Origin of the sequence: Streptomyces sp. NPDC050625 (assembly GCF_040654755.1) — a bacterium.
Taxonomy (GTDB): Bacteria; Actinomycetota; Actinomycetes; order Streptomycetales; family Streptomycetaceae; genus Streptomyces.
Genome location: NZ_JBFAIQ010000009.1, coordinates 105,699 through 129,637 on the forward strand (window position 1 = coordinate 105,699; position 23,939 = coordinate 129,637).

The 23,939-nt window shown below is 70.4% G+C and carries 20 protein-coding genes; 5 read left to right on the forward strand and 15 right to left on the reverse strand.

The features are described from left to right. Window positions 1-39: 39 nt before the first annotated feature. From AB0I54_RS22300 to AB0I54_RS22325, 6 genes are all read right to left on the reverse strand, one after another. Window positions 40-1,038, reverse strand: a complete 999-nt coding sequence (locus tag AB0I54_RS22300; protein ID WP_363297821.1) for a sugar phosphate isomerase/epimerase family protein — start codon at window positions 1,036-1,038, stop codon at window positions 40-42. A gap of 12 nt (window positions 1,039-1,050) precedes the next feature. After that, entirely contained in the window at window positions 1,051-2,286 is a 1,236-nt protein-coding gene (locus AB0I54_RS22305) for a Gfo/Idh/MocA family oxidoreductase (RefSeq protein ID WP_363297822.1), read from the reverse strand. Between the two features lie 210 nt (window positions 2,287-2,496). After that, the gene (locus AB0I54_RS22310) at window positions 2,497-3,561 is read right to left on the reverse strand and encodes a substrate-binding domain-containing protein (RefSeq protein ID WP_363297823.1); all 1,065 of its coding nucleotides are present in this window, start codon (window positions 3,559-3,561) and stop codon (window positions 2,497-2,499) included. A 16-nt stretch (window positions 3,562-3,577) separates the two neighbouring features. Continuing rightward, window positions 3,578-4,597 carry an ABC transporter permease gene (locus AB0I54_RS22315; protein WP_363297824.1) on the reverse strand — a complete coding sequence of 340 codons (1,020 nt, stop codon included), beginning with the start codon at window positions 4,595-4,597 and terminating at the stop codon, window positions 3,578-3,580. Beyond that, window positions 4,594-6,111, reverse strand: coding sequence for a sugar ABC transporter ATP-binding protein (locus AB0I54_RS22320; RefSeq protein WP_363297825.1), 1,518 nt, complete (start codon window positions 6,109-6,111; stop codon window positions 4,594-4,596). The genes AB0I54_RS22315 and AB0I54_RS22320 overlap by 4 nt, the downstream gene beginning before the upstream one ends. A gap of 153 nt (window positions 6,112-6,264) precedes the next feature. Continuing rightward, the gene (locus AB0I54_RS22325) at window positions 6,265-7,446 is read right to left on the reverse strand and encodes an ROK family transcriptional regulator (RefSeq protein WP_363297972.1); all 1,182 of its coding nucleotides are present in this window, start codon (window positions 7,444-7,446) and stop codon (window positions 6,265-6,267) included. Between the two features lie 250 nt (window positions 7,447-7,696). On the opposite strand from AB0I54_RS22325, the gene AB0I54_RS22330 reads away from it, so the two are divergent. From AB0I54_RS22330 to AB0I54_RS22340, 3 genes are read left to right on the forward strand one after another with little or no spacing between them, the layout of a single operon-like run. Further along, the gene (locus AB0I54_RS22330) at window positions 7,697-8,383 is read left to right on the forward strand and encodes an FCD domain-containing protein (protein ID WP_363297827.1); all 687 of its coding nucleotides are present in this window, start codon (window positions 7,697-7,699) and stop codon (window positions 8,381-8,383) included. After that, a complete protein-coding gene (locus AB0I54_RS22335) occupies window positions 8,380-9,843 on the forward strand; it encodes a hypothetical protein (protein WP_363297828.1) in 1,464 nt (487 codons plus the stop codon). Before AB0I54_RS22330 ends, AB0I54_RS22335 begins: the two co-directional genes overlap by 4 nt. Next, window positions 9,840-11,762 (forward strand): GMC family oxidoreductase N-terminal domain-containing protein, encoded by a 1,923-nt coding sequence (locus tag AB0I54_RS22340; protein WP_363297829.1) that lies wholly within the window; start codon window positions 9,840-9,842, stop codon window positions 11,760-11,762. The genes AB0I54_RS22335 and AB0I54_RS22340 overlap by 4 nt, the downstream gene beginning before the upstream one ends. Before the next feature lie 37 nt (window positions 11,763-11,799). Here the strand turns inward: AB0I54_RS22340 and AB0I54_RS22345 are convergent, their stop codons facing one another. From AB0I54_RS22345 to AB0I54_RS22360, 4 genes are all read right to left on the reverse strand, one after another. Next, window positions 11,800-12,243 carry a Fur family transcriptional regulator gene (locus tag AB0I54_RS22345; protein WP_363297830.1) on the reverse strand — a complete coding sequence of 148 codons (444 nt, stop codon included), beginning with the start codon at window positions 12,241-12,243 and terminating at the stop codon, window positions 11,800-11,802. A 1-nt stretch (window position 12,244) separates the two neighbouring features. Then, entirely contained in the window at window positions 12,245-12,736 is a 492-nt protein-coding gene (locus AB0I54_RS22350) for an ATP-binding protein (RefSeq protein WP_363297831.1), read from the reverse strand. 136 nt (window positions 12,737-12,872) lie between these two features. Further along, the gene (locus tag AB0I54_RS22355; RefSeq protein WP_363297832.1) at window positions 12,873-13,604 is read right to left on the reverse strand and encodes a hypothetical protein; all 732 of its coding nucleotides are present in this window, start codon (window positions 13,602-13,604) and stop codon (window positions 12,873-12,875) included. 51 nt (window positions 13,605-13,655) lie between these two features. Then, window positions 13,656-15,866, reverse strand: coding sequence for an MMPL family transporter (locus AB0I54_RS22360; RefSeq protein WP_363297833.1), 2,211 nt, complete (start codon window positions 15,864-15,866; stop codon window positions 13,656-13,658). A 180-nt stretch (window positions 15,867-16,046) separates the two neighbouring features. Between AB0I54_RS22360 and AB0I54_RS22365 the strand changes: the two genes are divergently transcribed. Next, complete coding sequence (locus tag AB0I54_RS22365) at window positions 16,047-16,667, forward strand: TetR family transcriptional regulator (protein WP_363297834.1); 621 nt, start codon at window positions 16,047-16,049, stop codon at window positions 16,665-16,667. Window positions 16,668-16,760: 93 nt separating this feature from the next. Here AB0I54_RS22365 and AB0I54_RS22370 read toward each other — a convergent pair whose 3' ends face one another. From AB0I54_RS22370 to AB0I54_RS22385, 4 genes are all read right to left on the reverse strand, one after another. Then, window positions 16,761-17,234: a carboxymuconolactone decarboxylase family protein gene (locus tag AB0I54_RS22370; protein ID WP_363297835.1), complete on the reverse strand. Its 474-nt coding sequence runs from the start codon at window positions 17,232-17,234 to the stop codon at window positions 16,761-16,763. Between the two features lie 86 nt (window positions 17,235-17,320). Further along, window positions 17,321-19,135 (reverse strand): ABC transporter ATP-binding protein, encoded by a 1,815-nt coding sequence (locus tag AB0I54_RS22375; RefSeq protein WP_363297836.1) that lies wholly within the window; start codon window positions 19,133-19,135, stop codon window positions 17,321-17,323. Between the two features lie 315 nt (window positions 19,136-19,450). Then, window positions 19,451-21,514, reverse strand: a complete 2,064-nt coding sequence (locus tag AB0I54_RS22380; protein WP_363297973.1) for a discoidin domain-containing protein — start codon at window positions 21,512-21,514, stop codon at window positions 19,451-19,453. A gap of 247 nt (window positions 21,515-21,761) precedes the next feature. After that, complete coding sequence (locus AB0I54_RS22385; protein ID WP_363297837.1) at window positions 21,762-22,115, reverse strand: VOC family protein; 354 nt, start codon at window positions 22,113-22,115, stop codon at window positions 21,762-21,764. 202 nt (window positions 22,116-22,317) lie between these two features. On the opposite strand from AB0I54_RS22385, the gene AB0I54_RS22390 reads away from it, so the two are divergent. Next, window positions 22,318-23,082 (forward strand): thioesterase family protein, encoded by a 765-nt coding sequence (locus AB0I54_RS22390; protein ID WP_363297974.1) that lies wholly within the window; start codon window positions 22,318-22,320, stop codon window positions 23,080-23,082. 104 nt (window positions 23,083-23,186) lie between these two features. On the opposite strand, the gene AB0I54_RS22395 is transcribed toward AB0I54_RS22390, so the two are convergent. Beyond that, entirely contained in the window at window positions 23,187-23,939 is a 753-nt protein-coding gene (locus tag AB0I54_RS22395; RefSeq protein ID WP_363297838.1) for a CbtA family protein, read from the reverse strand.

Genomic DNA, 23,939 nt, shown 5'->3' on the forward strand with positions numbered 1-23,939 from the left:
CGTCATCCCGGAGCGATGGCAACTGACCTTGTGGGAGCGTCAGTTGGAGAATGCCGCGTCGAAGGAGGTCGACGGCGGCTCGAAGTCGTAGGCCTTGAGGCGGGTGAGCGCCTCGGGAGCGCCCTGGAGCCGGTCCATACCGGCGTCCTCCCACTCGACCGAGATGGGGCCCCGGTAGTCGATGGAGCGGAGCATCCGGAAGACGTCCTCCCAGGGGACGTCGCCGTGTCCGGCGGAGACGAAGTCCCAGCCGCGCCGCGGGTCGCCCCAGGGCAGGTGGGAGCCGAGCCGGCCGTTGCGGCCGTCGAGGCGCTTGCGGGCATCCTTGCAGTCCACGTGGTAGATCCGGTCGCGGAAGTCCCACAGGAAGCCGACCGGGTCGAGGTCCTGCCACACGAAGTGGGAGGGGTCGAAGTTCAGGCCGAAGGCCGGGCGGTGGCCGATCGCCTCGAGGGCGCGGTGGGTGGTCCAGTAGTCGTAGGCGATCTCGCTGGGGTGGACCTCGTGGGCGAACCGTACGCCCTCCGTGTCGAAGACGTCGAGGATGGGGTTCCAGCGCTCGGCGAAGTCCTCGTAGCCGCGCTCGATCATCGACTCGGGGGCGGGCGGGAACATCGCGACCAGGTGCCAGATCGCGGAGCCGGTGAAGCCGATGACGGTGTCGACGCCGAAGGCTGCGGCGGCGCGGGCGGTGTCCTTGATGCGCTCGGCCGCTCGCTGCCGCACCCCCTCCGGGTCGCCGTCGGCCCACACCTGGCCCGGCAGGATGGCCTGGTGGCGCTCGTCGATGATGGCGTCGCAGACGGCCTGGCCGACGAGGTGGTTGGAGATCGCCCAGCACTTCAGGCCGTACCGGTCGAGGAGCTGGTGGCGGGACTTGATGTATCCCGGATCGGAGAGGGCCTTGTCGACCTCGAAGTGGTCGCCCCAGCAGGCGAGTTCGAGGCCGTCGTACCCGAAGTCGCGGGCGAGGCGGCAGACCTCCTCCAGGGGCAGGTCGGCCCACTGGCCGGTGAAGAGGGTGAACGGGCGCGGCATGGGCGGGCCTCCTCAGGCCGGGACGGACGTGTAGACGGAGTTCTTCTCGGCGCTCTCCTCGACGGCGGCCAGGACGCGCTGCACCTGGAGTCCGTCGGCGAAGGAGGGCTCGGGGCGGCGGCGTGCGGCGATGGCGTGGACGAGGTCGCGGGCCTGATGGACGAAGGTGTGCTCGTAGCCGAGTCCGTGGCCCGGCGGCCACCAGGCTTCGAGGTAGGGGTGGTCGGGCTCGGTGACGAGGATCCGGCGGAAGCCGGCCTCGGCGCCGGGTTCGGTGGCGTCGTGGAACCACAACTCGTTGAGGCGTTCCAGGTCGAAGGCCAACGAGCCGCGCTCGCCGTTGAGTTCGATGCGCAGGGCGTTCTTGCGACCGGTGGCGTAGCGGGTGGCCTCGAAGGAGGCGAGAGCGCCGGAGGCGAAGCGGCCGGTGAACAGGGCCGCGTCGTCCACGGTGACCGCGCCGGTGGCGCCCTGCGCGGACACCGTGCCCAGTCCGCTGCTCGCGCCGGTGGGCAGCGGCCGTTCCCGTACGAAGGTCTCGGTCAGGGCGGACACCCCGGCCAGCCGCTCCCCCGCCAGGTACTGGGCGAGGTCGACGATGTGCGCGCCGAGGTCGCCGAGCGAGCCGGAGCCGGCCGATTCCTTGCGCAGCCGCCAGGTCAGCGGGAAGCTCGGATCCACGAGCCAGTCCTGCAGGTAGCTCACCCGGACATGACGCAGGGCGCCGAGCCGGCCGTCGACGACCATCCGCCGGGCGAGCGCGGTGGCGGGTACCCGGCGGTAGTTGAAGCCGACCATCGCCAACTGGCCACGCGCGTGGGCCTCTTCGGCCGCCTGGGTCATGGTCTCGGCCTCGGCGACAGTGTTCGCGAGGGGCTTCTCGCACAGGACGTGCTTGCCGGCGGCCAGGGCGGCGAGCGCGATCTCGGCGTGGCTGTCGCCGGGGGTGCAGATGTCGACGAGATCGACGTCGTCCCGCTCGACCAGCACCCGCCAGTCGGTCTCCACGGCCGCCCAGCCGTGCCGGTCCGCCGCCGCCCGTACGGCACGCTCGTCACGGCCGCATATCACGCCCAGGACCGGCTGCCGGGGCAGGTCGAAGACCCGGCCCGCGGTACGCCAGCCCTGGGAGTGGGCGGCGCCCATGAAGGCGTATCCGACCATGCCGACGCGCAGCGGGGGTTTCCCGGCGTGCGGTGCGGCCCCGGCCGGCGTCTCCGGCCCCGCTGACTGCTGCGGCTGTTCCATGCGCTCGTCCTCCTGTTCGTCGTGGCGCGGTGGGGGGTGCGGGCGATACCAGGGGGTGTCTTCTGGATCACGTCGGTGTCGCGGGGGCCGGCACGCACTCCCCCGAGCTCTTCGAGCAGGGGGGACCCCCAGCCGCGTTGTCGTCACACGCCGGCTCCCCCACGCTCGGCTTCTCCCCCACTCTCGGCTGATCCGGAAGACACCCGCTGCTCATCGGAAGCCGGTGGACATGTACTGGTCGACGTTGTCCTTGTCGACGACGGCCGAGTAGAGCGTGATCGACGCGGGGATCTCGAACTCGGCCAGGCCGCCGATGCCCTTGCTCTGGCCGAGGGCGCGGGCGAGGTCGATGGCGGAGGCGGCCATGGTCGGCGGGTACAGGACGGTCGCCTTCAGCACACCGTTGTCCTGTTTGATCGCCTGGAAGGCGGAGAGCGCGCCGGCCCCGCCGACCATCAGGAAGTCGTCCCGCCCGGCTTGCTGGATGGCTCGCAGCGCGCCCACGCCCTGGTCGTCGTCGTGGTTCCACAGGGCGTCGAACTTGGGCTGGGCCTGGAGGAGTTGGGCCATCTTGGCCTGCCCGGACTCGACCGTGAACTCGGCGGCCTGGCGCGCCACCTTCTTGATGTTGGGATAGCTCTTCAGGGCGTCGTCGAAGCCCTGGGTGCGCTGCTTGGTCAGTTCCAGGTTGTCCAGGCCGGCCAGCTCGATCACGCGGGCGTTCGACTTGCCCTTGAGCTTCTCGCCGATGTAGCGGCCCGCGTTGAGGCCCATGCCGTAGTTGTCGCCGCCGATCCAGCAGCGGTACGCCTGGGCCGAGTTGAAGATCCGGTCGAGGTTGACGACCGGGATGCCGGCGCGCATCGCCTTCAGGCCGACCTGGGTGAGGGCCTTGCCGTCGGCGGGCAGGATGACCAGGACGTCGACCTTCTTGTTGATGAGGGTCTCGATCTGGCCGATCTGCTGGGCGGTGTCGTTGGAGCCCTCGGTGATCTCCAGGGAGACGTCGGAGTACTTCTTCGCCCGGCTCTTGGCGTTGTCGTTGATGGCGTTGAGCCAGCCGTGGTCGGCCTGGGGTCCGGCGAAGCCGATGGTGACGTGCTTGCCGGGCTTGTCGTCGGCGGCCGGCCGGGAGTCCGCGGCGGGGCTGTCGTTCTTGGAGTCGTTGCTGGTGCACGCCGTCAGGAAGGCGCCGGCGGACACTGCGGCGGTCCCGAAGAGGAGTCCTCTGCGGCTGGCGAGGCCGTTGGTGGCTCTGCTCGTGTTCTCTGGCATGGCGGTAACCCTTTCCTCAGGTCGTGCTCGCGGTGCGGCGCTGGACCAGGACGGCGGCGACGATGATCGCGCCCTTGGCGATCTGCTGGACGTCGCTCTGGAGGTTGTTCAGGGCGAAGATGTCGGTGATCGTGGTGAAGATCAGGACGCCGAGCACGGAGCCGGTGATGGTGCCCCGTCCCCCGCTGAGCAGGGTGCCGCCGATGATCGCGGCGGCGATGGCGTCGAGTTCGTAGAGGTTGCCGTTGGTGTTCTGGCCGGAGCCGGAGAGCACGATCAGCAGGAACGCGGCGATGCCGCAGCACAGCCCGGACAGCAGGTACAGGTAGAGCCGCTGACGGCGGACGTCGATGCCGGCCAGCCGGGCGGCCTCGGCGTTGCCGCCGACGGCGACCGTGCGGCGGCCGAAGGTGGTGCGGTTGAGCAGCAGCCAGCCGACGATCGTGACGAGCGCGAACACCAGGACGAGGGGCGGGATGCCCAGCACGTAGGAGTCACGCTCGCCGAGCTTGAGGATGCCGTCGACGGTGACGATCTGGGTGCGGCCGTCGGTGATCTGCAGGGCGAGGCCGCGCGCCGAGGCCAGCATGGCGAGGGTGGCGATGAACGGGACCATCCCGCCGTAGGCGATCAGCAGCCCGTTGACCAGGCCGCAGCCGAGACCGACGAGCACCGCGGTGAAGAGGATGCCCGCGAAGCCGTACTCCTGCGTGGCGACGGTGGTCGCCCACACGGAGGCGAGGGCGACGATGGCGCCGACGGACAGGTCGATGCCGCCGGACGTGATGACGAAGGTCATGCCGACGGTGACGACGCCGATCACCGATGCCTGGGTGAGCACGAGTTGCAGGTTGCGGGTGTCGAGGAACTCGTCGGGCTTGGTGACGCCGCCGATGACGACGAGTACCGCGAGCACGCCGAGCAGCGAGAGCGTACGGAGGTCGGCGCGGGCCAGCAGGCCGCGCCAGGAGGGGAGTTGGCCGGTGGACGGGATCTTGTCGGCGGCGTCCCGGGGCGGGGAGACGGGCTGCGTCATGACGCCGGGCTTCCTTCCATGACGAGGTCGAGGACACGGTGTTCGTCGAGCTCCCGGGCGGGCGCCGTGTGTACGACGTGGCCCTCGCGGAGCACCAGGACGCGGTCGGCGAGGCCGAGGACCTCGGGCACCTCGCTGGAGACGAGGAGCACGGCGAGGCCTTCGTCCGCCAGCCGGCGGATCACCGCGTACAGCTCGGCGCGGGCGCCGACGTCGACGCCGCGGGTGGGTTCGTCGAGCAGCAGCACGCGGCAGCCGCGCAGCAGCCAGCGGGCGAGGACGGCCTTCTGCTGGTTGCCGCCGGAGAGGGTGCGCACGGGTGTGTCCGGGTTGTCGGGCCGCAGGGACAGCTCGCGGGTCGCGGCCCGTGCGGCGCGCCGCTCGGCGCCCCGGTCGATCCAGCCGGCCCGGGAGAAACGGGAGAGGGTGGAGACCGAGACGTTGCGGGTGACGGACTCCAGCATCAGCAGGGCCTGCGCCTTGCGCTCCTCGGGGGCGAGCCCGAGCCCGGCGCGTACGGCGGACCGGACGCTGCCGGGTCTCAACACCCTTCCGTCGACCTGGACTTGGCCTTGCGTCGGTTTGCGTGCCCCGTAGATCGCCTCCAGGATCTCGGAGCGCCCCGATCCGACCAGCCCCGCGAGGCCGACGATCTCCCCGGGCCGCACGTCGAGGTCGAGCGGCGCGAACTCGCCGTCGCGGGCCAGCCCGCGGACCCGCAGCACAGGGTCGGCTGCGGGCGGCACGGCAGGCCGCCCGGGGAAGACGTACTCGACGTTCCGGCCGGTCATCAGGGCGACCACATCCTTGGTCGGAGTGGTCTTGGCGGGCAGTCCCCCCGCGACTGCCCGCCCGTCCTTGAGCACGGTCACCCGGTCGCCAATGCGGCGGATCTCCTCCAGGCGGTGTGAGATGTAGACGACGGCGACGCCGTCGCCGGTCAGGTCGGCGACGATACGGAAGAGGTTGTCGACCTCGTCGGGGTCGAGCGCGGCGGACGGCTCGTCCATCACGATGAGGCGTACGTCATGGGACAGGGCCCGGGCCATGGACACGATCTGCTGCTGGGCCGCCGACAACTCCCCCACCAGGCGGCCCGGCTCGATCTCCGGGTGCCCAAGTCGCCTGAGCAGCCGGCGTGTCGAGGCCCTGGCCACCTTCCCCCGGACCACGAATCCGGCGGCCGTCGGCTCATGACCGAGATGGACGTTCTCCGCCACGGTCAGGTGCTCGACCAGGTCGAGTTCCTGGTAGATGGTGGCGATGCCGAGGCGCATCGCGGCGATCGGCGAGCGCAGCGTGACGGCCTCACCGCGCCAGCGGATGGTGCCGCCGTCCGGCTGGTGGGCACCGGCCAGGACCTTGATCAGCGTGGACTTGCCGGCGCCGTTCTGGCCGAGCAGACAGTGCACTTCACCGGCCTGGACATCGAGGTCGACGCCGTCCAGGGCGCGGACGCCGGGGAACGACTTGGTGATTCCGGACATGCTGAGCAGGGGTGGTTCTGGTGCCATGTGGGTTCCCCTCGGCGAACACGGGGCCGGTCTCAGGGCGTGGTGGGCCTGCACCCCGGCTGATGCGATCTACACGAATCAGCGGGCGCGATGAGGTGGGCGCGATGAGGTAGAAGCGGATGAGGTGGGCGCGGACGAGTGGACGGTGGTCGCTTACGCGGGTGAGAACAGGTGGTCGCTGATCAGCCGGGCCGCGCCGATCACACCGGCGGTGGGGCCCAACTCCCCCAGGACGATGGGCAGGTTGCCGGTCGCCAGGGGTAGCGACTGACGGTAGACCTGGGTGCGGATCGCGGCGAGCAGGTTGTGCCCGAGGCCGGTCACCCCACCTCCGATCACCACGAGACCGGGGTTGAAGAAGGAGACGAGTCCGGCGATGACCTGGCCGACGCGGGTGCCGCCGTCACGGATCAGGTCGAGCGCGGTGGCGTCGCCCGCGGCGGCCGCGGCCGCGACGTCGAGGGCGGTGAGGGTGCCGTTCGCCTCCAGCCGGGCCGCTAGTTCGGCGGACAGGCCCTGTCGGGCCGACTCCACCGCGTCGCGGGCCAGGGCGGCGCCGCTGAAGTGGGCTTCCAGGCAGCCCCGGTTGCCACAGGCGCACGGGCGGCCGTCGGGCACGGCCTGGATGTGGCCGATGTCGCCCGCGCTGCCGGTCGTACCGCGGTAGACATGCCCGCCGACGACGATGCCGCAGCCGATGCCGGTACCGATCTTGACGCAGAGGAAGTCGGCGACGGTACGGGCGACCCCGGCGTGCTGCTCCCCCATGGCAATGAGGTTCACGTCGTTGTCGACCATGACCGGACAGCCGAGTTCCTGGCTGAGCGCCTCCCGCACGGGAAAGCCGTCCCAGCCCGGCATGATCGGCGGGGCGACCGGCACGCCCTCGGGGAAGCGGACTGGGCCGGGGACGCCGATGCCGGCGCCGTCGAAGCCGCCGGCGATTCCGGTGGCCTTCAACTTTCCTGCCATGTCCAGCACTTGCTCGAAGACCGCGACGGGCCCCTCACGGACGTCCATCGCCTGGTTCAGATGTCCGAGGATCTCCAGTTCGGCATTGGTGACGGCGACGTCGACCGATGTCGCACCGATGTCGACACCGAGGAACCTGAGGTCTGGGTTGAGCCGGACGTTGTGGGAGCGGCGGCCGCCGCGCGAAGCGGCCAGCCCGTCCGCCACCACCAGGCCCGTCTCCAACAGCCGGTCCACCTCCACGGCCAGCTTGGACCGGGACAGCTCGACCCGATCGCCCAGCTGGGCACGGGAGTTGGGGCCGCCGTCACGCAGCAGCCTCAGCAGACGGGACTGGTGCGCGTTCGCCGGTCGTGCCGTCATACGTCTCACGAGCCCCTCCCCGCCAGGATTCGGCCACCAGTATCGGGCTTTCGTAGGGAACGTAGCAGTGGCTGCCGAACCTGGAAAGAACTTGTGCACGGATTCCTATCAACTTCTTCCACTCACAGGACAAAGCGCGCCGACGATGCGGCCTTCGTCGCGCTCCACGTCAACACCGCGGCATCGCCATTGACTTCACCCCCTCAGATTGGTTGAGTGGCTCATCCACTGAGCCACTTGGGAGGACGGCGTGGAGGCACTGCCCCGCGAAACCATCGTCGATGTCCTGGAGAACCGGCTGCGCGAGGAGATCCTCAACGGGCAGCATCCAGCCGGAAGTTATCTGCCGCCGGAACGGACGCTCGCGGACGGGTACGGCGTCACCCGCACCACCCTCAAGCACGCCTTCGGCCGCCTCGTGCAGGCAGGACTGCTGGAGACCCGGCACGGCGTCGGCACCCGCGTGCGGGACTATCTGCGCCTCGGCGGAGCGGATCTGCTTCCGATGCTCGTGCGGCACAGCCCCGACTGGATCGGCGAGATCTTCGAAGTGCGCCGCAGCATCGGAGCGTTGATCGCCGAACGCGCGGCCGCCCGAGCGACCCTCCGCCAACGCACCGAACTGCGCTCCTTGTTGGCGAACGTCCGGGAGGCGAAGGACGCCGATGCCGTACAGCTCGCGGACATCGAGGTGCACCGGGCCCTGGCCCGCGCCACCGGCAACCGGGTCTACGTCCTGCTGACGAACACCCTCTTCAACGCCTATCTGCCGGTACGCGCCGCACTCATAGGCCCGTTCACGGACGCCGCGGTCGCCCACGCGCGTCTGGAGCCGGTGGTCGTCGCGATCGACGCCGGTGACGAGGCGGGCGCACGGCGGGCGGCCGAGGAGTACCTGACCACGACCGAGCGCATCATGCTGGAGGGCCTCGCATGAGCAAGGACGTCCCCTCGGACACGGGCACAGGCACAGGCACAGGCACAGGCACGAGTGGCGACACCCCCGCGCGCGGCACCGTCTTCGCCGAGACGATGCTCGGCACGCTGCGACTCGACGACGAGGACCGCACCCGCCGCGTCCGCCTGGACCTGAAGGTCTCGGCGGGTCGTGTCCTGCGGCTGACGGGGACGACCGAGGCCCGCGCCACCGGCCGCGTACGGATCGCCGGCTGGGCCGACGACGCGGGCGCCGAGGGTGAGTTGGAGATATCACCGCTGGCTCGGCGCCGTATCCGCTACCGCATCGCGTTCACCGCCGAAGGCCGCCGACTGACACTCGACGGCTGGAAGTCCGTGACACCGCGCAGGCCCGTGGCCTCGATGACCGTACTGCCGTACACGCTGTACGAGGACGGCACGCGGGTCGGCACGGGGACGCTCCGTTTTCCCCTGGCCACGCAGCTCGTTCCGTTCCTCGCCAGTTTCCGCTTCCCGCGGCGGGAGGATCCCGGCGCGTTCCTCGCACCCCGCTGGAAGGGCGAGCCGGGCCGTACCGAGGTCTGGTACACCACCGTCACCGACCCGTCGTCCGGCAGCGGGCTGTGGCTCCACCACGAACTCACCGCGCCCGCCGACGGGTCCGAGCCGTACGCGCACGGCTGGGCCGCGGTGTTCCCCAAGGACGGGCCCGTGCGGCACGCCCGCTTCGGCCCCGCCCCGTGGACCGCCGACGATGCGGGATTCAGCACGGACGGGGTTGCGGCGGAGCCCGGACGTCTGACCGGCTCGGCGGAGGACGGCGCCCTGCGCTGGGACCTCGCCGAACACCCCATGTGCGCACCGCTGTTCACCTTCCCTCGGTGGTCCTGGCGCCGACAGCTGCTGCCCGCCGCCCAGATCCTCCCCGCCGCCCGGGCCTCGTACGACGGCACGTTCACCCATGACGACATGACACTGAACCTCTCCTCGGCCCCGGGCGCCTCCGCTCGGATCTACGGTCACGGCAATGCCCGGCACTGGGCCTGGCTGCACGCGGACCTCGGTGGCGGGGACGTCCTGGAGATCGTGGCCGCCGTCTCCATGCGCCCCGGCCTGCGCCGGCTGCCGCCCTTGGTCTTCCTCCGTCTGCGCCGAGGCGACCGCACCTGGCCGCGCCGCCCGGAGCGCCCCGCGCTCGGCTGGGCGGGTCTTGGACGGTTCCGTACCGCCATCGGCCTGCCCACCTGGACGACCACCGGCCGCGCAGGGCTGCGCCGCATCCGCGTCGACGTCACCCAGCCCGAGGACCGTACGCTCGCGCTGGAGTACACCGACCCGGACGGCACCCACGCGGTCTGCCGCAACAGCGAGCGCGCCGACGCGCGGATCCTGTGGGAGCGGTGGTGGCTCGGCGGCTGGCGCACCGAGGCCGAGTGGACGCTCGACGGCACGGCCCACGCGGAGGTGGGCACCCGATGAGCCTCGACGGCCTGGTGGCCGCGCTGATCGCCGACGAGGGCACTACGGACTGGACCGCACGTGTCCCCGCGAGGCTGGAGACCGTCCTCGCCTCGATGCCGCTTCCTGCCCGGGCCGGTCTGCGGGCGGCTGTGCGCGGCCTGGACGCCTACGCCCTGGCACGGACCGGGCGCGGACTGGCCGGGCTCACGCCTCACGAGCGCGAGTCCGTACTCCGGGGGCTTGACGCACGGCCCTCGCTCCGCCCGCTCCTCGATGTGCTCAAGGTGCCAGTCCTCCTGGCGACCGGCACGGAGCGGATGCTCCACGACGGCCGCACCACCCCCAGCTCCACCACCCACGGCCTCACCACCCCTGGCCTCACCACCCCTGGCCCCACCACCCCTGGCCTCACCCGCCGGGACCCCCCGCTCGACTGCACATCCGCACACGCATGGCCCACGCGCTCCACCGCCGACGCCGTCGTCATCGGTTCGGGCGCGGGCGGAGCCATGGCCGCGCGGACCCTGGCCCGGGCCGGGCTCGATGTCGTCGTCCTGGAAGAGGGCGAGCACTACTCCACCGAGTGGTTCGGACAGCGCACGCCTCTGGAGCGGTTCACGAAGCTCTACCGGGACGGCGGAGCGACCATCGCTGTCGGCCGCCCTCCGTTACTCCTGCCGGTCGGCCGAGCGGTCGGTGGTACGACCGTTGTCAACTCCGGTACCTGCTACCGCACTCCGGACCATGTCCTCGCCCGCTGGAGCAAGGGCTTCGGCTTCGCTCTCGCCGACGACTTCGGCGGCCACCTCGACGAGGTCGAGCGCTCCCTGCGCGTGGCCACTCAACCCGTGGACGTCCTCGGCAACAACGGCCGCATCGCACTCACCGGGGCGCATACGCTCGGCTGGCGTGCCGCGCCCCTGCGCCGCAACGCGCCCGGGTGCAAAGGGTCTTGCCAGTGTGTCGTGGGCTGTCCGACCGGTGCCAAGCAGAGCGTGCAGCTGTCCGTGCTGCCCGACGCCTGCGCCGCCGGTGCCCGCATCGTGACCGGTGCGCGGGTGGAACGCATCCTCGTCGACCGGGACCGGCCCGGGGGGCCGCGTGCGGCAGGCGTGCGCGTACGCCGCGACGACGGCACCTTCGAGATCCTCGCCCCGTTGGTCGTCGTCGCCGCGGGCGCGCTGCAGTCGCCGCCGCTCCTGCGCCGTTCGGGTCTCGGCGGACACCCCCGACTCGGCCGCAACCTGAGCGTGCACCCGGCCACGAGCGTCGCCGGGCGCTTCGCCGAGCCGGTCACCGCCTGGGAGGGCGTGCTGCAGAGCGTCGGCGTTGAGGAGCATCACGGCGCGGGGGTCCTCATCGAGGCCACCGCCACCCCGCCCGGCATGGGCTCGTTCGTGCTGCCCGGACTGGGCGCCGAACTGCGCCGCGAACTGGAGAGCGCCGACCGGCTCGCCACCCTGGGCGCGATGATCGCCGACCGGCCGTCGGGCCGTGTCCTCGGCCGCGACCGCACACTGCTGCGCTACGACCTCGACGAGCGCGACGCCGGCCGTCTGCTGCGAGCGGTACGCGCCATGGGCGAGCTACTGTTCGCCGCGGGCGCCGAGGAGGTACTGACCGGCATCCCCACGACGCCCCGGGTACGCACCCTCACGGAACTGGACACCGTCCTCGCCAACACGAGCGCCCGCCGGCTCCATCTCTCGGCGTACCACCCCACAGGCACGGTGGCAGCGGGAGCGGACCCACAGCGTTTCCCGGCGGACGCGAACGGACAACTGCGGGGCATCCAAGGGGTGTTGATCACGGACGCGGCCGTACTCCCCGGCTGCCCCGAGGTGAATCCGCAACTGAGCATCATGGCGGCGGCCCTGGCGATCACGGGGGCGTATCTGGAGCGGGGGCGGACCGAATCCCGGCGACGAGACGTCTGAGAAGTGCACCGAGGGGTGTGGACGGCGATGCGGGTGTCTAGTCCCGGCAGCCGGGGCACAGGCCCCAGAACGTCACCGCTGCCTCTTGTGTGTCGTACTCCTCCGGCAGTTGCGGGTCCATGCAAGGGGCCGCGCCTTTGGCGCACTCCACGTCGCGGATGTGGCCGCAGTGGCGGCACACGAAGTGGTGGTGATTGTCGTGGCGTTCCGTCTCGTAACGCGCGGGCTGACCGGCGATCTGGGTGCAGCGGACCAGACCGGCGTCCGTAAGGGCGCGCAGCACGTTGTACGTGGCTTGCAGGGACAACCGGCCCGTGATCCGCTGGGCACGCTCGCGCAGGGTGTCGGCGTCGAGGTGGTCGGACGACTCGTCGACGGCCATGAGCATCGCCATGCGCGAAGCGGTCACCCGCATCCCCGCCGCTCGCAGTCGTGCCGCGGCCAGTGCCATCGGCTCCTCGGTCTCCGCCGCGGCCGTCATGTCAGCTCGCCCTTCCGGCCCCAGCCGTCTGTGGGCAGTCCAGGGCGTCGCTTCCGCCCACCCGAGGTGGGTCCGCGTCCGCGGCGAGCTCGAACCACACGCTCTTGCCCACCGGCCCCGGCTCGCAGCCCCAGCGTGCGGCCAGGGTATCCACGAGCGCGAGTCCGCGGCCGCTCTCGTCCTCGGCGTCAGCTTCGGTCGGGCGGGGAAGCGTCGAAGAACCGTCGGTGACCACGCAGCGCACCGCTGACACGCGCTCGAGCGTGAGGCTCAGCGGGCCGACCGCATGCCGCAGCGCATTGCACACCAGCTCGCTGACCAGCAGCTCGGTGGTGGGGACGAGTCCGGCGAGGCCCCATCGAGGGAGCACCTCACGTACGGCCGACCGCGCCCGGGCGCAAGCCGTCGGCGACCAGGGCAGCGCCCAGGGGCCGGCCACGAACGATTCCACCCCCGCCGCCGCCAGGGGGTCGGGGGAAACTGCGCGGTACATGGGGGGCGCCTTTGAGAAACGGACATAAGCAGTACTTAGAACGTATCTCTTTTCTGGAGTCGGTCAAGTGTTTGGATAACATCATTAATCCTGACTCATTCAATCGATCTCCCGGCCGACCTCGCCCAGCCGTGGGTCACGCCGCCGCGCAGCCGCTCCCGGAGCGGTTGCCCGTGTGCGGAGCGGCCTGGCGCGCTATCGAGAAGTCCAGGACCAGGCCGTCGTCCCCGGCGTGCGCCGATGTCAGGGCGACACCCCGGGGCAGTCCGGTGACGGCGACGGTGCGTGGCTTCAGCTCGTCCTTGAGGTGGGCGGCGGCCGGCAGGGCAGTCAGATCGTCGACCGGGACGCTGCGCCCGAGGACCGTCACGGTCGTGGGGGTGATGGTGACCGCGTTCATCCGTGTCGACAGCTTCGCCACGACGGTGACGGGCAGGCCCAGGCTGCCGACGCTGCCACTGAGCGTGAGGTCGCCGTCCCGGCCGCCCGGTGTCAACCCGTCACCCAACGCGCCCATGTTCCGGCCGAGTTGGTCGTATCCGATGGTGGCGTTGGCGGTGCCGCCGTCGCTGGCGCCGTCCGTCGTGACGTCCTTCAGGGAGACGGCGACGTCCATCACGACGTCCCGGCGCCGGACCCCTTCGGCGTGGACGTCGACGTCACCGACGTCACCGCCGAGGGTGCGAAGCCCGGCGAGCGGGGTGGTGAGGTCGGCGTGCACCGGCCCCCGGGCCTTCAGACGGCACGACGCCACCTCGGCGACCTGTTGTTCGGCCCGGTGCTCGACGACCAGATCCGTGGCGCAGACGGCTACGGCCACGGCCAGGGCGCCCGCGACAGCGGTGATGGTCTTCCTACGACGGTTCAAGGTCACGTACTCCGGATCGGTCGGGGGCGGGACGGAACAGGTCGGGACGGGTCAGGCTTGCAGGTGCGGGAGGACGCGGTCGAGGCGGCGGGGCATCCACCAATTGGCCCGCCCCATCAGGAACATGGCGGACGGCACCAGGATCAGGCGGACCAGGGTCGCATCGAGGATGACGCTGATCGCCAGCCCCAGGGCGAGCATCTTCACAACCACGGTCGGCGAGGCGGTGAAGGACAGGAACACCGCCGTCATGATGAAGGCCGCGCTGGAGATCACACGCGCCGTAGCGGACAGCCCTTCGCCGACCGCGAGCCGGTTGTCCTGCGTGCGCTGCCAGGTCTCGGCGATCCGGGAGAGCAGGAAGATCTCGTAGTCCATGGAGAGCCCGAAGACGATGGCGAACATCATCATCGGCACGTACGACTCGATGGGCACCGGCTCGGACAGGCCCAGCAGACGGTCGCCCCAGCCCCACTGGAAGACGGCGACCAGGACGCCGTAGGACGCTGCGGTCGTGAACAGGTTCAGGACGACGGCCTTGAGCGGGATCACCACGCTGCGGAAGACCGCCATGAGCAGCAGGAAGGCGAGGACCAGGACGATGCCGATGACGATCGGCAGCCGCTTGCCGACGGTGCCGCGGAAGTCGGCCTGGCCCGCCACGGTGCCGGTCAGATAGGCCCGGGCGCCGGTACCGTCGAGGGCTTTCGGCAGTGTCTGTCCGGACAGGGTGCCGAGCAGGGCGCCGGTGGCGGCGTCCTGGGGACCCGTGGTCGGGGTGAGGGTGGTGACGAGGATCCTGCCGTCGCTGCTCGGCTGGACGGAGGTGAACGACGCCACTCCCGACGTGTCCTTCAGGGCCCGCGTGACGTCGTCGGCGACGCGGTCGGCCGACGTACCGGCGTGGCGGAGGTCGACGACGGTGACGACCTGGCCGTTCGCACCCGGCCCGAAGCCCCGACCGGGCGCGTGCGCGATCCAGTCGTACGCGGTACGGGTGCTGCTGCCCGGCCGGTCCGCGCCGGCGTCGACGTGTCCGAGGCGCATCGACATCAGCGGTGCCGCGCAAACGGTGAGCACGGCGAGGCCGACGGCCAGGAACGTCCAGGGTCGCCGGGCGACCAGTTCCGCGTAGCGGTGCCAGCCGTCGCGCTCGCCCGCGCTCTCGGCGACCGGGCGGCGGCGCAGGCGCACCCGGTCGATGTGCCCGCCGACCAGGCCCAATGCCGCCGGCACCAGGGTGAGGGCGGCGGCAGCGGTGACGAGTACGGCGATGGTGGCCGCCAGGCCGAGTTTGCCGATGAAGCTCAGCCCGCACGCGTAGAGGCTGAGCATCGCGACGGCGACGGTCACGGCCGCCACGAGGACAGCTCGTCCGCTGGTGCGTGCGGTGCGGGCGGCGGCCTCGACCGGGCCGTGGCCGTCGATGAGGTCCTGTCGGAAGCGGGTGGTCAGGAACAGGGCGTAGTCGATGCCCACACCCAGTCCGATCATGGTGGCCAGTGTGGTGGCGGACGTCGCGAAGGACATGGTGGCGGCGACGATGCCGACGACGCCCAGGCCCACACCGACGCTGATCAGCGCGGTCACCAGTGGCAACAGCGCGGCGAGGACGCTGCCGAAGGCGAGCAGCAGGATCGCGAGAGCGGTGACCACGCCGACGATCTCGCTCAGCTTGTCGTTGGCGGGGGTTCGGACGACCTGTTCGAGGTCTCCGCCGTACGCGACACCGAGCCCCGCCGCACGGGCCGGCTCGGTGGCGGTGTCCAGTTGGGCTGTGTACGCGTGGCCGAGGTCCTTGAGCTGCCGGTCGAAGGAGACCGTGGTGTAGGCGGTGCGTCCGTCGCTGCTGGTCACCGCTGCGGAGACCGAGGTGACGTGCGGGAGGTCGCGCAGGTCTGCCAGCGTCCGGTCCAGTGCGGACTGCTGCCCGGCCACGGCGCCGGAGTCGGTGTGGAAGACCACTTTGCCGTTGGGCCGGCCGGCTCCGGGCATCGAGGTGGCGAGCAGGTCGGCGCCGGTGTGGGAGGCGGTGCCGGGCAGGCTGACCTGGTCGCTGAAGGTGGGCGAGGCAATGTGGCGTCCGGCGAGGGCGGCGGCCAGGACGAGCAGCCAGAGGGCGATCACCGTCACCGGGCGCCGGGCACAGAGTGCCCCGAGACGACCGAGCCCGGATCGGGCAGCGGGAACCGCGGTGCTGTGCCGGTGCCGGTCGGCGTCCGGTTCAGCCGCTTCCAGGGACGGTTGCTGGGGTCGGGCCACGGTGGTCTCCCAATGAAAGTGTCACGAGTGACACGAACTCTAGAGACAAAGTGGCATGCATGACAATTGGCATCACGGACACTTCTGGGTCGACGACCCCGTGCGCACTCCACTCCTCCCGACCGTTCATGACACGAGTGTCAATTGACAGCCGGGACACCATGTCGGAGGCTTCCTGACATGCCGAGTGAGAACGCCCCCGCGGGACTGCGCGAACGCAAGAAGGAGGAGACGCGGCGCCTGCTGCTCGAAGGCGGTGCGCGCCTGTTCAGGGAGCGCGGCTTCGAAGGCACCACCGTCGCGGACATCGCCGCGTACGCGAACGTCTCCGTGCGGACGTTCTTCCGCTACTTCGACAGCAAGGAAGCGCTGCTGCTGCCGGACGGCGTCGAACTGTTCGCCTACGTCGAGAACGCGCTGGCCGAGCGGCCCGCCGACGAGGATCCACTGGACGCGGTGTGCAACGCCCTGCTGGCGGCCGCGAAGCCGTTCGCCGCGTCCACGCTGACGGCCCTCAGCCACCCGCTGGAGGACATCGAGGGCGTCGTCACGACACGGCTCGTACAGGCCTTCTCGGACTTCGAGGAACGCCTGACCGCGCTGGTGCTGCGCCGCCTGCCGCCGGACACGCCCGACGCCGACCTCAGGGCAGCCGTGATCGCGTGCGGGGCCCTGTCGGCGGTGCGGGCGGTACTGCGGACCCGCCGTGCACGCCGCGCGTCGGGCATCGAGGACTCGGGCCCGGCACCACTGCTGCGCGCCTTCGACATCCTGCGCGAACTGGGCACCCCCGCCCCGTAGGTCAAAGGGCGCCCCGGGCCGGTGGGAGGGGCCCGGGGCGGGTACGCCTCGTTGTCCGAGTTGTCCGAGCTATCCGGACTGGCCTTGTCCGAGTTATCCGAACTGGCCGGGCTGGTAGTCCCCGGCGGGCTGCCGGACGATGACGTTCACACGGTTGTAGGTGTTGATGACGGCGATGAGGGACACCAGGGCGGCGAGCTGGTCCTCGTCGTAGTGCTTGGCGGCGTTGGCCCAGGCCTCGGCCGTGACGCCACCGGCCGCGTCCGCGATGCGGGTGCCCTGCTCCGTCAGCTCCAGGGCGGCACGCTCTGCCTCGGTGAACACTTTCGCCTCGCGCCAGGCGGCGATCAGGTTCAGGCGCGTCGAGGTCTCCCCGGCGTTGGCGGCGTCCTTGGTGTGCATGTCGGTGCAGAAGCCGCAGCCGTTGATCTGGCTGGCGCGGATCTTCACCAACTCCTGGGTCGCGGCCGGCAGTGCCGAGTCGTCGACCACCTTTCCGGCCGCATTGATGTGTCGCAGGAACTTGGCCGCGACCGGGTTGCCGAACACATTCAGGCGAGCGTCCATCGTGATCTCCTATGCCGTTGCCGGTGGGTACACCTCCTTGACGGATCTGCTCGGCACGATGTGACAGGAGCGTCTGTGACGTGTGTTCAGTGCAGGTCGGCCCGTGCCGGACTGTCGTCGAGGAAGCCCCCCGACTGGTGCTGCCACAGCTTCGCGTAGGTGCCGTCCGTCGCGAGCAGTTCCTGGTGTGTGCCCTGCTCGACGATCCGTCCGCGGTCCAGGACGATCAGCCGGTCCATGGTGGCGACCGTGCTCAGGCGGTGTGCCACCACGAGCGCCGTCCGCCCGTCCATGAGCCTCCACAGCGCCTCCTGGATCAGGATCTCGCTCTCGGAGTCCAGGGCGCTGGTCGCCTCGTCGAGCAGCAGGATCGGCGCGTCCCGCAGGATCGCCCTGGCAAGGGCGACCCGTTGGCGCTGCCCGCCGGACAGTTTGACGCCGCGCTCCCCCACCATGGTCTCGAAGCCGTCGGGCAGGGCATCGGCGAACTCCGTGACGTGCGCCGCCTCCGCCGCGCGCCGGATCTCGGCGTCGGTGGCGTCCGGCCGGGCGAACGCGATGTTGTCCCGCAGGGTCCGGTGGAACATCGCCGGATCCTGCGGCACATACGCGATCAGGCTGCGCAGGTCGGCCTGGCGCAGTCTGCCGATGTCCTGTCCGCCGATCAGGATGCGGCCGCCGTCGATGTCGGTCATCCGCAGCAACAGCCGGGTGAGCGTGGTCTTGCCCCCACCCGACCGGCCGACGAGTCCGATCTTCGCCCCGCTCGGCACGTCCAGGTCGAGACCCTCGAAGAGGGGCCGCGCGCCGCCATGGGCGAAGGTCACCTTCTCGAAGCGGACGTCGGCGGCCTCGCGCAGCAGCGGCTCCGGCGTCGCCGAGTCGAGCACGGTCGGCGGCACCATCAGCAGTTCGGTGAACTGCGCGGCCTCCGTCATCGAGCTCTCCAGTCGGCGGTAGATCTGGTTGAACTCGAACATGATGCGTGTCGCGTTGGTGTAGTACGTGAAGGCGACGACGACCGCCTCCACACCGTGGCTGCCTCCGCCGAACGCGATCGCGAGCAGCAGACCCAGCGCATTGGTCAGCACGGACATCGGTGCGACCAGCGTGTCGATGCGCAGGTTGCCGTAGTCCCATGACCGCAGTGTGAGCCGCCTCGACTCGGCGACACGGGAGCGGTGTTCGGCGGCCTCGCGTTCTTCCGCGGCGAAGGCCCGGACCGTGTCCATGTTCATCAGGCTGTCGGCGACATGGCCCGACACCCGGGCGATCGCCGCCTCGCGCTGGTCGACGAGCGCCTGGCGGCGCCGGATCAGGGGCACGACGCACGCCGCCGTCAGCGCGATCATCACCAGGAGGCCGACGACCAGCATCGGCTCGTAACGCCACAGCACCACCGAGCCGAACAGCAGTGGCACCAGGCTGCCCACGATCTGGAACGTCAGCGTGTCGACGAACTCCTCGAAGCGGGAGGCGAAACTCAGGACCCGCTTGGTCAGCGAGCCGGCGAAGTTGTCATGGAAGAACGCGGCGTCCTTGGCGAACAGCTCGTCCATGCCGATGACGTACATGTGCTCGATGCCCAGCGCGTCACAGCGGTTGAGGCAGTGCAGGCCGATACGCCACAGCGTCTCCGAGAGCAGCAGCACTCCGGCGAAGACGAGGACGTAGGTCAGTGTCGAGCCCATCGCGATGTCGCTGTCGTCGGCGATGCGTCCGACGAGCTTGGCGACGACCAGTGGCGCCAGGTAGTTGATACCGATGTTGCCCAGCGCGGGCAGCAGCATGGCGGGCACCGTCCATCGCCGGAGCCGGGCCAACTCCCTTCCGTAGTAACGAAGTGCGAGCAGCACCGAGCCCTTGCGCGGCGGAGCCTCACGTGATTCGGGCGATCCCATTCCAACCCTGTAGGTGTCGTAGGGCGGCCTGCCACGTGCTGCTTCCATGAGCTGCCTTGCCTCGGCAGCCGTGCGGAGCGGTGGTTCGGGAAGTGCCCTCGGTCGGGCGTCCTCCGACTTGTGGGCACGACGAGGGCGCCCCCACGCAAATTCGTGGAAACGCCGAAGTATCAGTACGGGGCGGGCCAGGAATCGAAGTGTCCCGCAACGGGGCCCGCACAGTCCAAGCGTTTTCCACGCAGATCGGACACGGTCCGTCGCGGGCGTGCCCGGTCTGCCTGTCCGCAGTGGGCAGGCAGACCGGGCACGCGGCGGTCAGGAGCTGTAGACGCCGACCTCGTGGAGCGAGTAGCCCCAGCCGGTCCCGCGTTCCACGCCCTGGACGCGGACGTAGCGGGCGGGTGTGCCGGTGAACAGCGCGGTGTCCAGGCCGCCGTCGCCGGAGGTGGTGGACCAGACGGTCTGCCAGTGCGCGCCGTCGGTGGAGAGCTCGATCCGGTACGACTTCCCGTACGCGCGCTCCCAGTCGAGCGTGACGCGGCCGACCCGGTTGGTGGAGCCCAGGTCGATACGCAGCCACTGGTCGTTGCTCCAGTCGCTGGCCCAGCGGGTGTCCCGGGATCCGTCCACGGCCCGGCTCGGCGCATAGCTCGTGAACGGGTTCCACTCCGTCGAACTGGCCGTGGCCTCGGCCCCCTTGGCCAGGTTGACCCCGGCCTGGTGACGCTCGGTGGCTCCCCAGGTGTCGAGGTAGGACTGGGCACCGCGGAAGAGGTCCTTCACCACGTCCTGGCCGCCGACGAGCCGGATGTCCTCGATCCAGTCCGGGACGAGCCCGTAGTGCGCGGCTCCGTCGGTGTTCAGGTCCCAGGTGCGCCGGCCGGTCGTCTGCCGGTCGATGACGGAGCCGCCGTCGACACTGCGGAAGGGGTACACGACCTTGTTGGGCGCATCCGCGCCGCGGGGTCCCGGCCAGCCGCCGACGCCGTTCATGTCGGTGCCGTAGCCGTAGCCGACGTCGTACTTGTCCCGCAGCGCCTTCGTACGGTTCGCCTCGGCCACGAAGCCCTCCGAGCCGTGCATGTACTGGGCGATGAATCCGCCGAGGCCGTAGACCCGTTCGGTCCAGTTCAGGTCCATCCAGCTGTGCGAGGAGATGACGCCGGGGTACGCCTCCGACTCGAAGATGTCGAGCGCGCGGCCGACGGCCTTGACGCTCATGTGGTCGATCTCCAGCATCATCTTGCGTTTCATCATGCCGCGTACGGCGTACTCACCGAGGTCGGTGAGCCCGCGGACGTTGCACTGCGCGTCCGAGGCGTACGAGGGGACGCTCACGCCCGCCGGGAGTTTGGCCTCGGCCCCGGGCGCCGCGGCCGAGCCGATGGGGTTGTCGTGCTGGGGGCCGGTGCACTTCTCGGTCTTCCAGAAGGTGCCGGTGGACAGGAACTGCCCGACGTTGATGGCCGTTCCGAGGCTGCCGGAGTCGAAGCGGACGCCGCACAGCGCGTTGTCGAACTTGTGGCACAGGAACATGCTGCGCACGCCCAGCGAGTAGAGCTCGTCCAGGCCGGCGTCGATGTCCGCCTTGCTGCACTGCGCGATGTCCAGGATCTGCTTGCAGCCGAAGGGTTCGGAGGTCTCCACTCCCAGGATGACCGCCAGCTTGCCCTGCTCGATGACGTCGCGGGCCTGCGCGCTGTCGGTGACGATCCTGAACCAGCCCTTGCCCGGACCGCCGTACATCTTGTCGATGTACGCCTGGAGGTCGTACGTCATCCTCGCCTGCAGTCGGATCGACGTCATCTCGTCGCAGCTGCGGTCCTTGAAGAAGTAGACCGAGCAGATGACACCGTTGGTGACGAGGTCGTTGACGAGGACCCGCTGGCCGCCGCGCCAGGCCCGTTCCACCCAGGCGTAGTAGTTCTGCTGGTGGGTCAGGGAGTCGTGGGCCGGCCAGTCCTTGAACGTGGGCCAGCCGACCGGGTCGTGTCTGCCGTCACCGCCCTTGGTGATGAAGTCGAAGATCGCGAGGGAGCCGTCTGGGTAGTGCTCGGGACAGTCCTTGAGCGCGTCGGCGATCCCGGCCTCGGAGAACGTCTTGCCGCAGATGAGCCGCCCGCCGAAGGCCTCGTTGGCGAACAGGTGGTCGTGGGCGTCGACGAACCCGCGTACGTCGCCCTTGGCGTCGGTGCCGGTGAACGGCTCACCGGTGACATTGATCTGAGAGTCCGGCGTGGGTCGTGCCGTCGGATCCCACCAGTCGTTGCCGGCCGCCGAACTCGGGGTGGGGCCAAGGACTGCGGCCAGTACGAGGAGGAGCAGCGAGACCACGGTGACGTCTTTGCGTCTGCGGTACGGGCGTCCGGTCACGGTCACACACCACGTCCCTCGGTCGGGGGAAGCGCGGCCGACGAGCCGGGACGTGGCCAGCAGCAGACCCACCCGACTTGACATGACCCGCGCAAGATATGCCGACGAGGATCGCCACTGTTGCACGTGGAGTCAATAGCCGTGAAGGGTCGACCTGCCGACGGCGTCAGAACACGCACCACGAGCCTGATCGGAAGTCACGCCTCAACAACCCAGTGGGCCACCAGTACCTCACCGTCTGTTGAAGAAGAGGTCAGGCAGGCTGCCACAGTTCGATGCGGTTGCCCTCGGGGTCGGTGACCCAGCCGAATCGGCCGATGCCGTCCATGTCCTGCGTCTCCGCGGCCACGTCCGCTCCCTTGGCACGCAGTTGCGCGAGCATCGCGTCCAGGTCGCGGACCCGGAAGTTGAGCATGGTCTGCTGGGCTCGGGACCCGAAGTAGTCGGTCTCGGACTCGAACGGCGCGAACACCGTCGGCCCGGCTCCCTGACTCCACAGGCCGTTCTCGTCGGCGTCCAGGCCCAGGCAATCGCGGTACCACGCGCTCAGCGCCGCCGGGTCGGCGGCCCGCATGAAGTAACCACCGATTCCAAGCACACGTTCCATGCCGCCATCTTGCCAGGACTGCGGGCTGTCGGTGTGGATGCCGGTCGGCATCCTCATGGTCCTCGCCGTGACGGCCCTGCACGGCACGATGACCAAGGATTCAGCGTGGGCATGGGCACCGCCGTCTACGTCGTTATGCTCAACGCCCTGTGATCGTCCCGAGGAGAAGCAACCGTTGAAGCCCGGCAGCTACTACGAGCGGATGGACGACCACCGCTACAAGCCCACCCCGCACGTCGGCGGCGCCTGGGCCTCGGACGAACAGCACTTCAGCCCGCTCGGCGGCCTCGTCGTGCACGCGATCGACCGCCATCTGGCCGCGCGCCCCGGCTCCGGGCTGCTGCTGTCGCGCATCAGCTACGACATCCTCGGGCGGCTCGCCCTCGACGAGTGCGAGGTCCGGGTGGAGACCGTGCGCCCCGGCCGCACCATCGAACTCCTCGAAGCGGTCGTACGGATCGCCGACCGCCCGGTGGTCCGCGCCCGCGCCTGGCTGCTCGCGGCGCTTGACACCACCGCAGTGGCAGGAGGCCCGGGCGAGCGGCTCGCCCCGCCGGAGAGCCTCGCCGCGTGGCCGATGGCCGACGTGTGGCCGGGCGGCTACATCGCCTCCCTGGACGTCCGCCCGGTCGGCCCACCCCGGCCGGGCCGCACCACGGCCTGGGTCTCCACCCCGCTCGCCCTCGTCGCCGAAGAGCCGAGCAGTCCGCTCGCGTCCTACCTCGCTCTCGTCGACACGGCCAATGGCATCGCCGTACGACAGCCGCCCAGCGAGTGGATGTTCCCCAACGTCGACCTGACCGTCCACCTGCACCGCCGGCCCCGGGGCAACTGGACGGGCTTGGACACCACCGTCACCTTCGGCCCCACCGGCCAGGGCCTGACCAGCACCGTCCTGCACGACGTCGACGGCCCCGTCGGCCACGCCCAGCAGATCCTGACCGTCCGCCCCCAGCCGGATCGCTGAGCCGCCGCGGGCAGGCGGGATCCGCTTCTGCCGGCACCGTGCCGCAGGACGTCGCGAGAGGGCCCCCGGATGGTTCCGAAGGGCCCTCTTGAGTCCCGAAGGGATCAGTGCGCGGCTGGAACCGTCCGCGGGGACGAGGCTGTCGCGGGCTTGGGATTGAGCATCCGCTCGGCCAACTCGCCGAAGACGAGACCGAATCCGACCCACAGCACCGTCTGGATGGCCAGCGCGGAGAGCCGGAACCGCCACAGCAGGGTCGCCGGGAAGTCCTTCGGTACCTCGTTGATGACGGGCAGGAACGCGAACGCGAGCCCGATGGCGACGGCGAAGGCCGCCACCGCGGCGACGCTCGCGTACCAGGTGCCCAGCGAGGGCGCGAGCCGCTTGCCCAGGATGGTGGCGGCGATCGCGAGGAGGACGCTGAGCGCCATCATCAGGAAGTACAGGGTGGTGCGCTTGCTGATGGTGTCGGGGTCGCCCACGGAGGGCGGATTGGCGGGGTACTTGAGGAACGGCACGACGTACACGGCGAGCAGTGCGCAGCCGGACAGCAGCAGCGCGGTCGCCCGGGGGCTGAACCGGCCGACGCGGCCGAGTGCGAAGCAGAACGCGAGCGCCGCGATGCCGCCGAAGGCGACCCCGTAGACCAGGACGCCGGTGGCGAGTCCGGCGGTGGACTGCAGGGAGCGGGAGACGACCTCCATCTCGTGCTCGTGCGAGTGCGCCTCCTCGAAGCCGATCGCGTTGTCGACACTCGGCTCACCGAGGAAGTAGGCGACGACGAGGGCGAGCACGCCGGCGGCCAGGCCGGCGAGCATGCCCCGTACGAGGAGGTTTCTTACGGTTGTGGAGTTCAT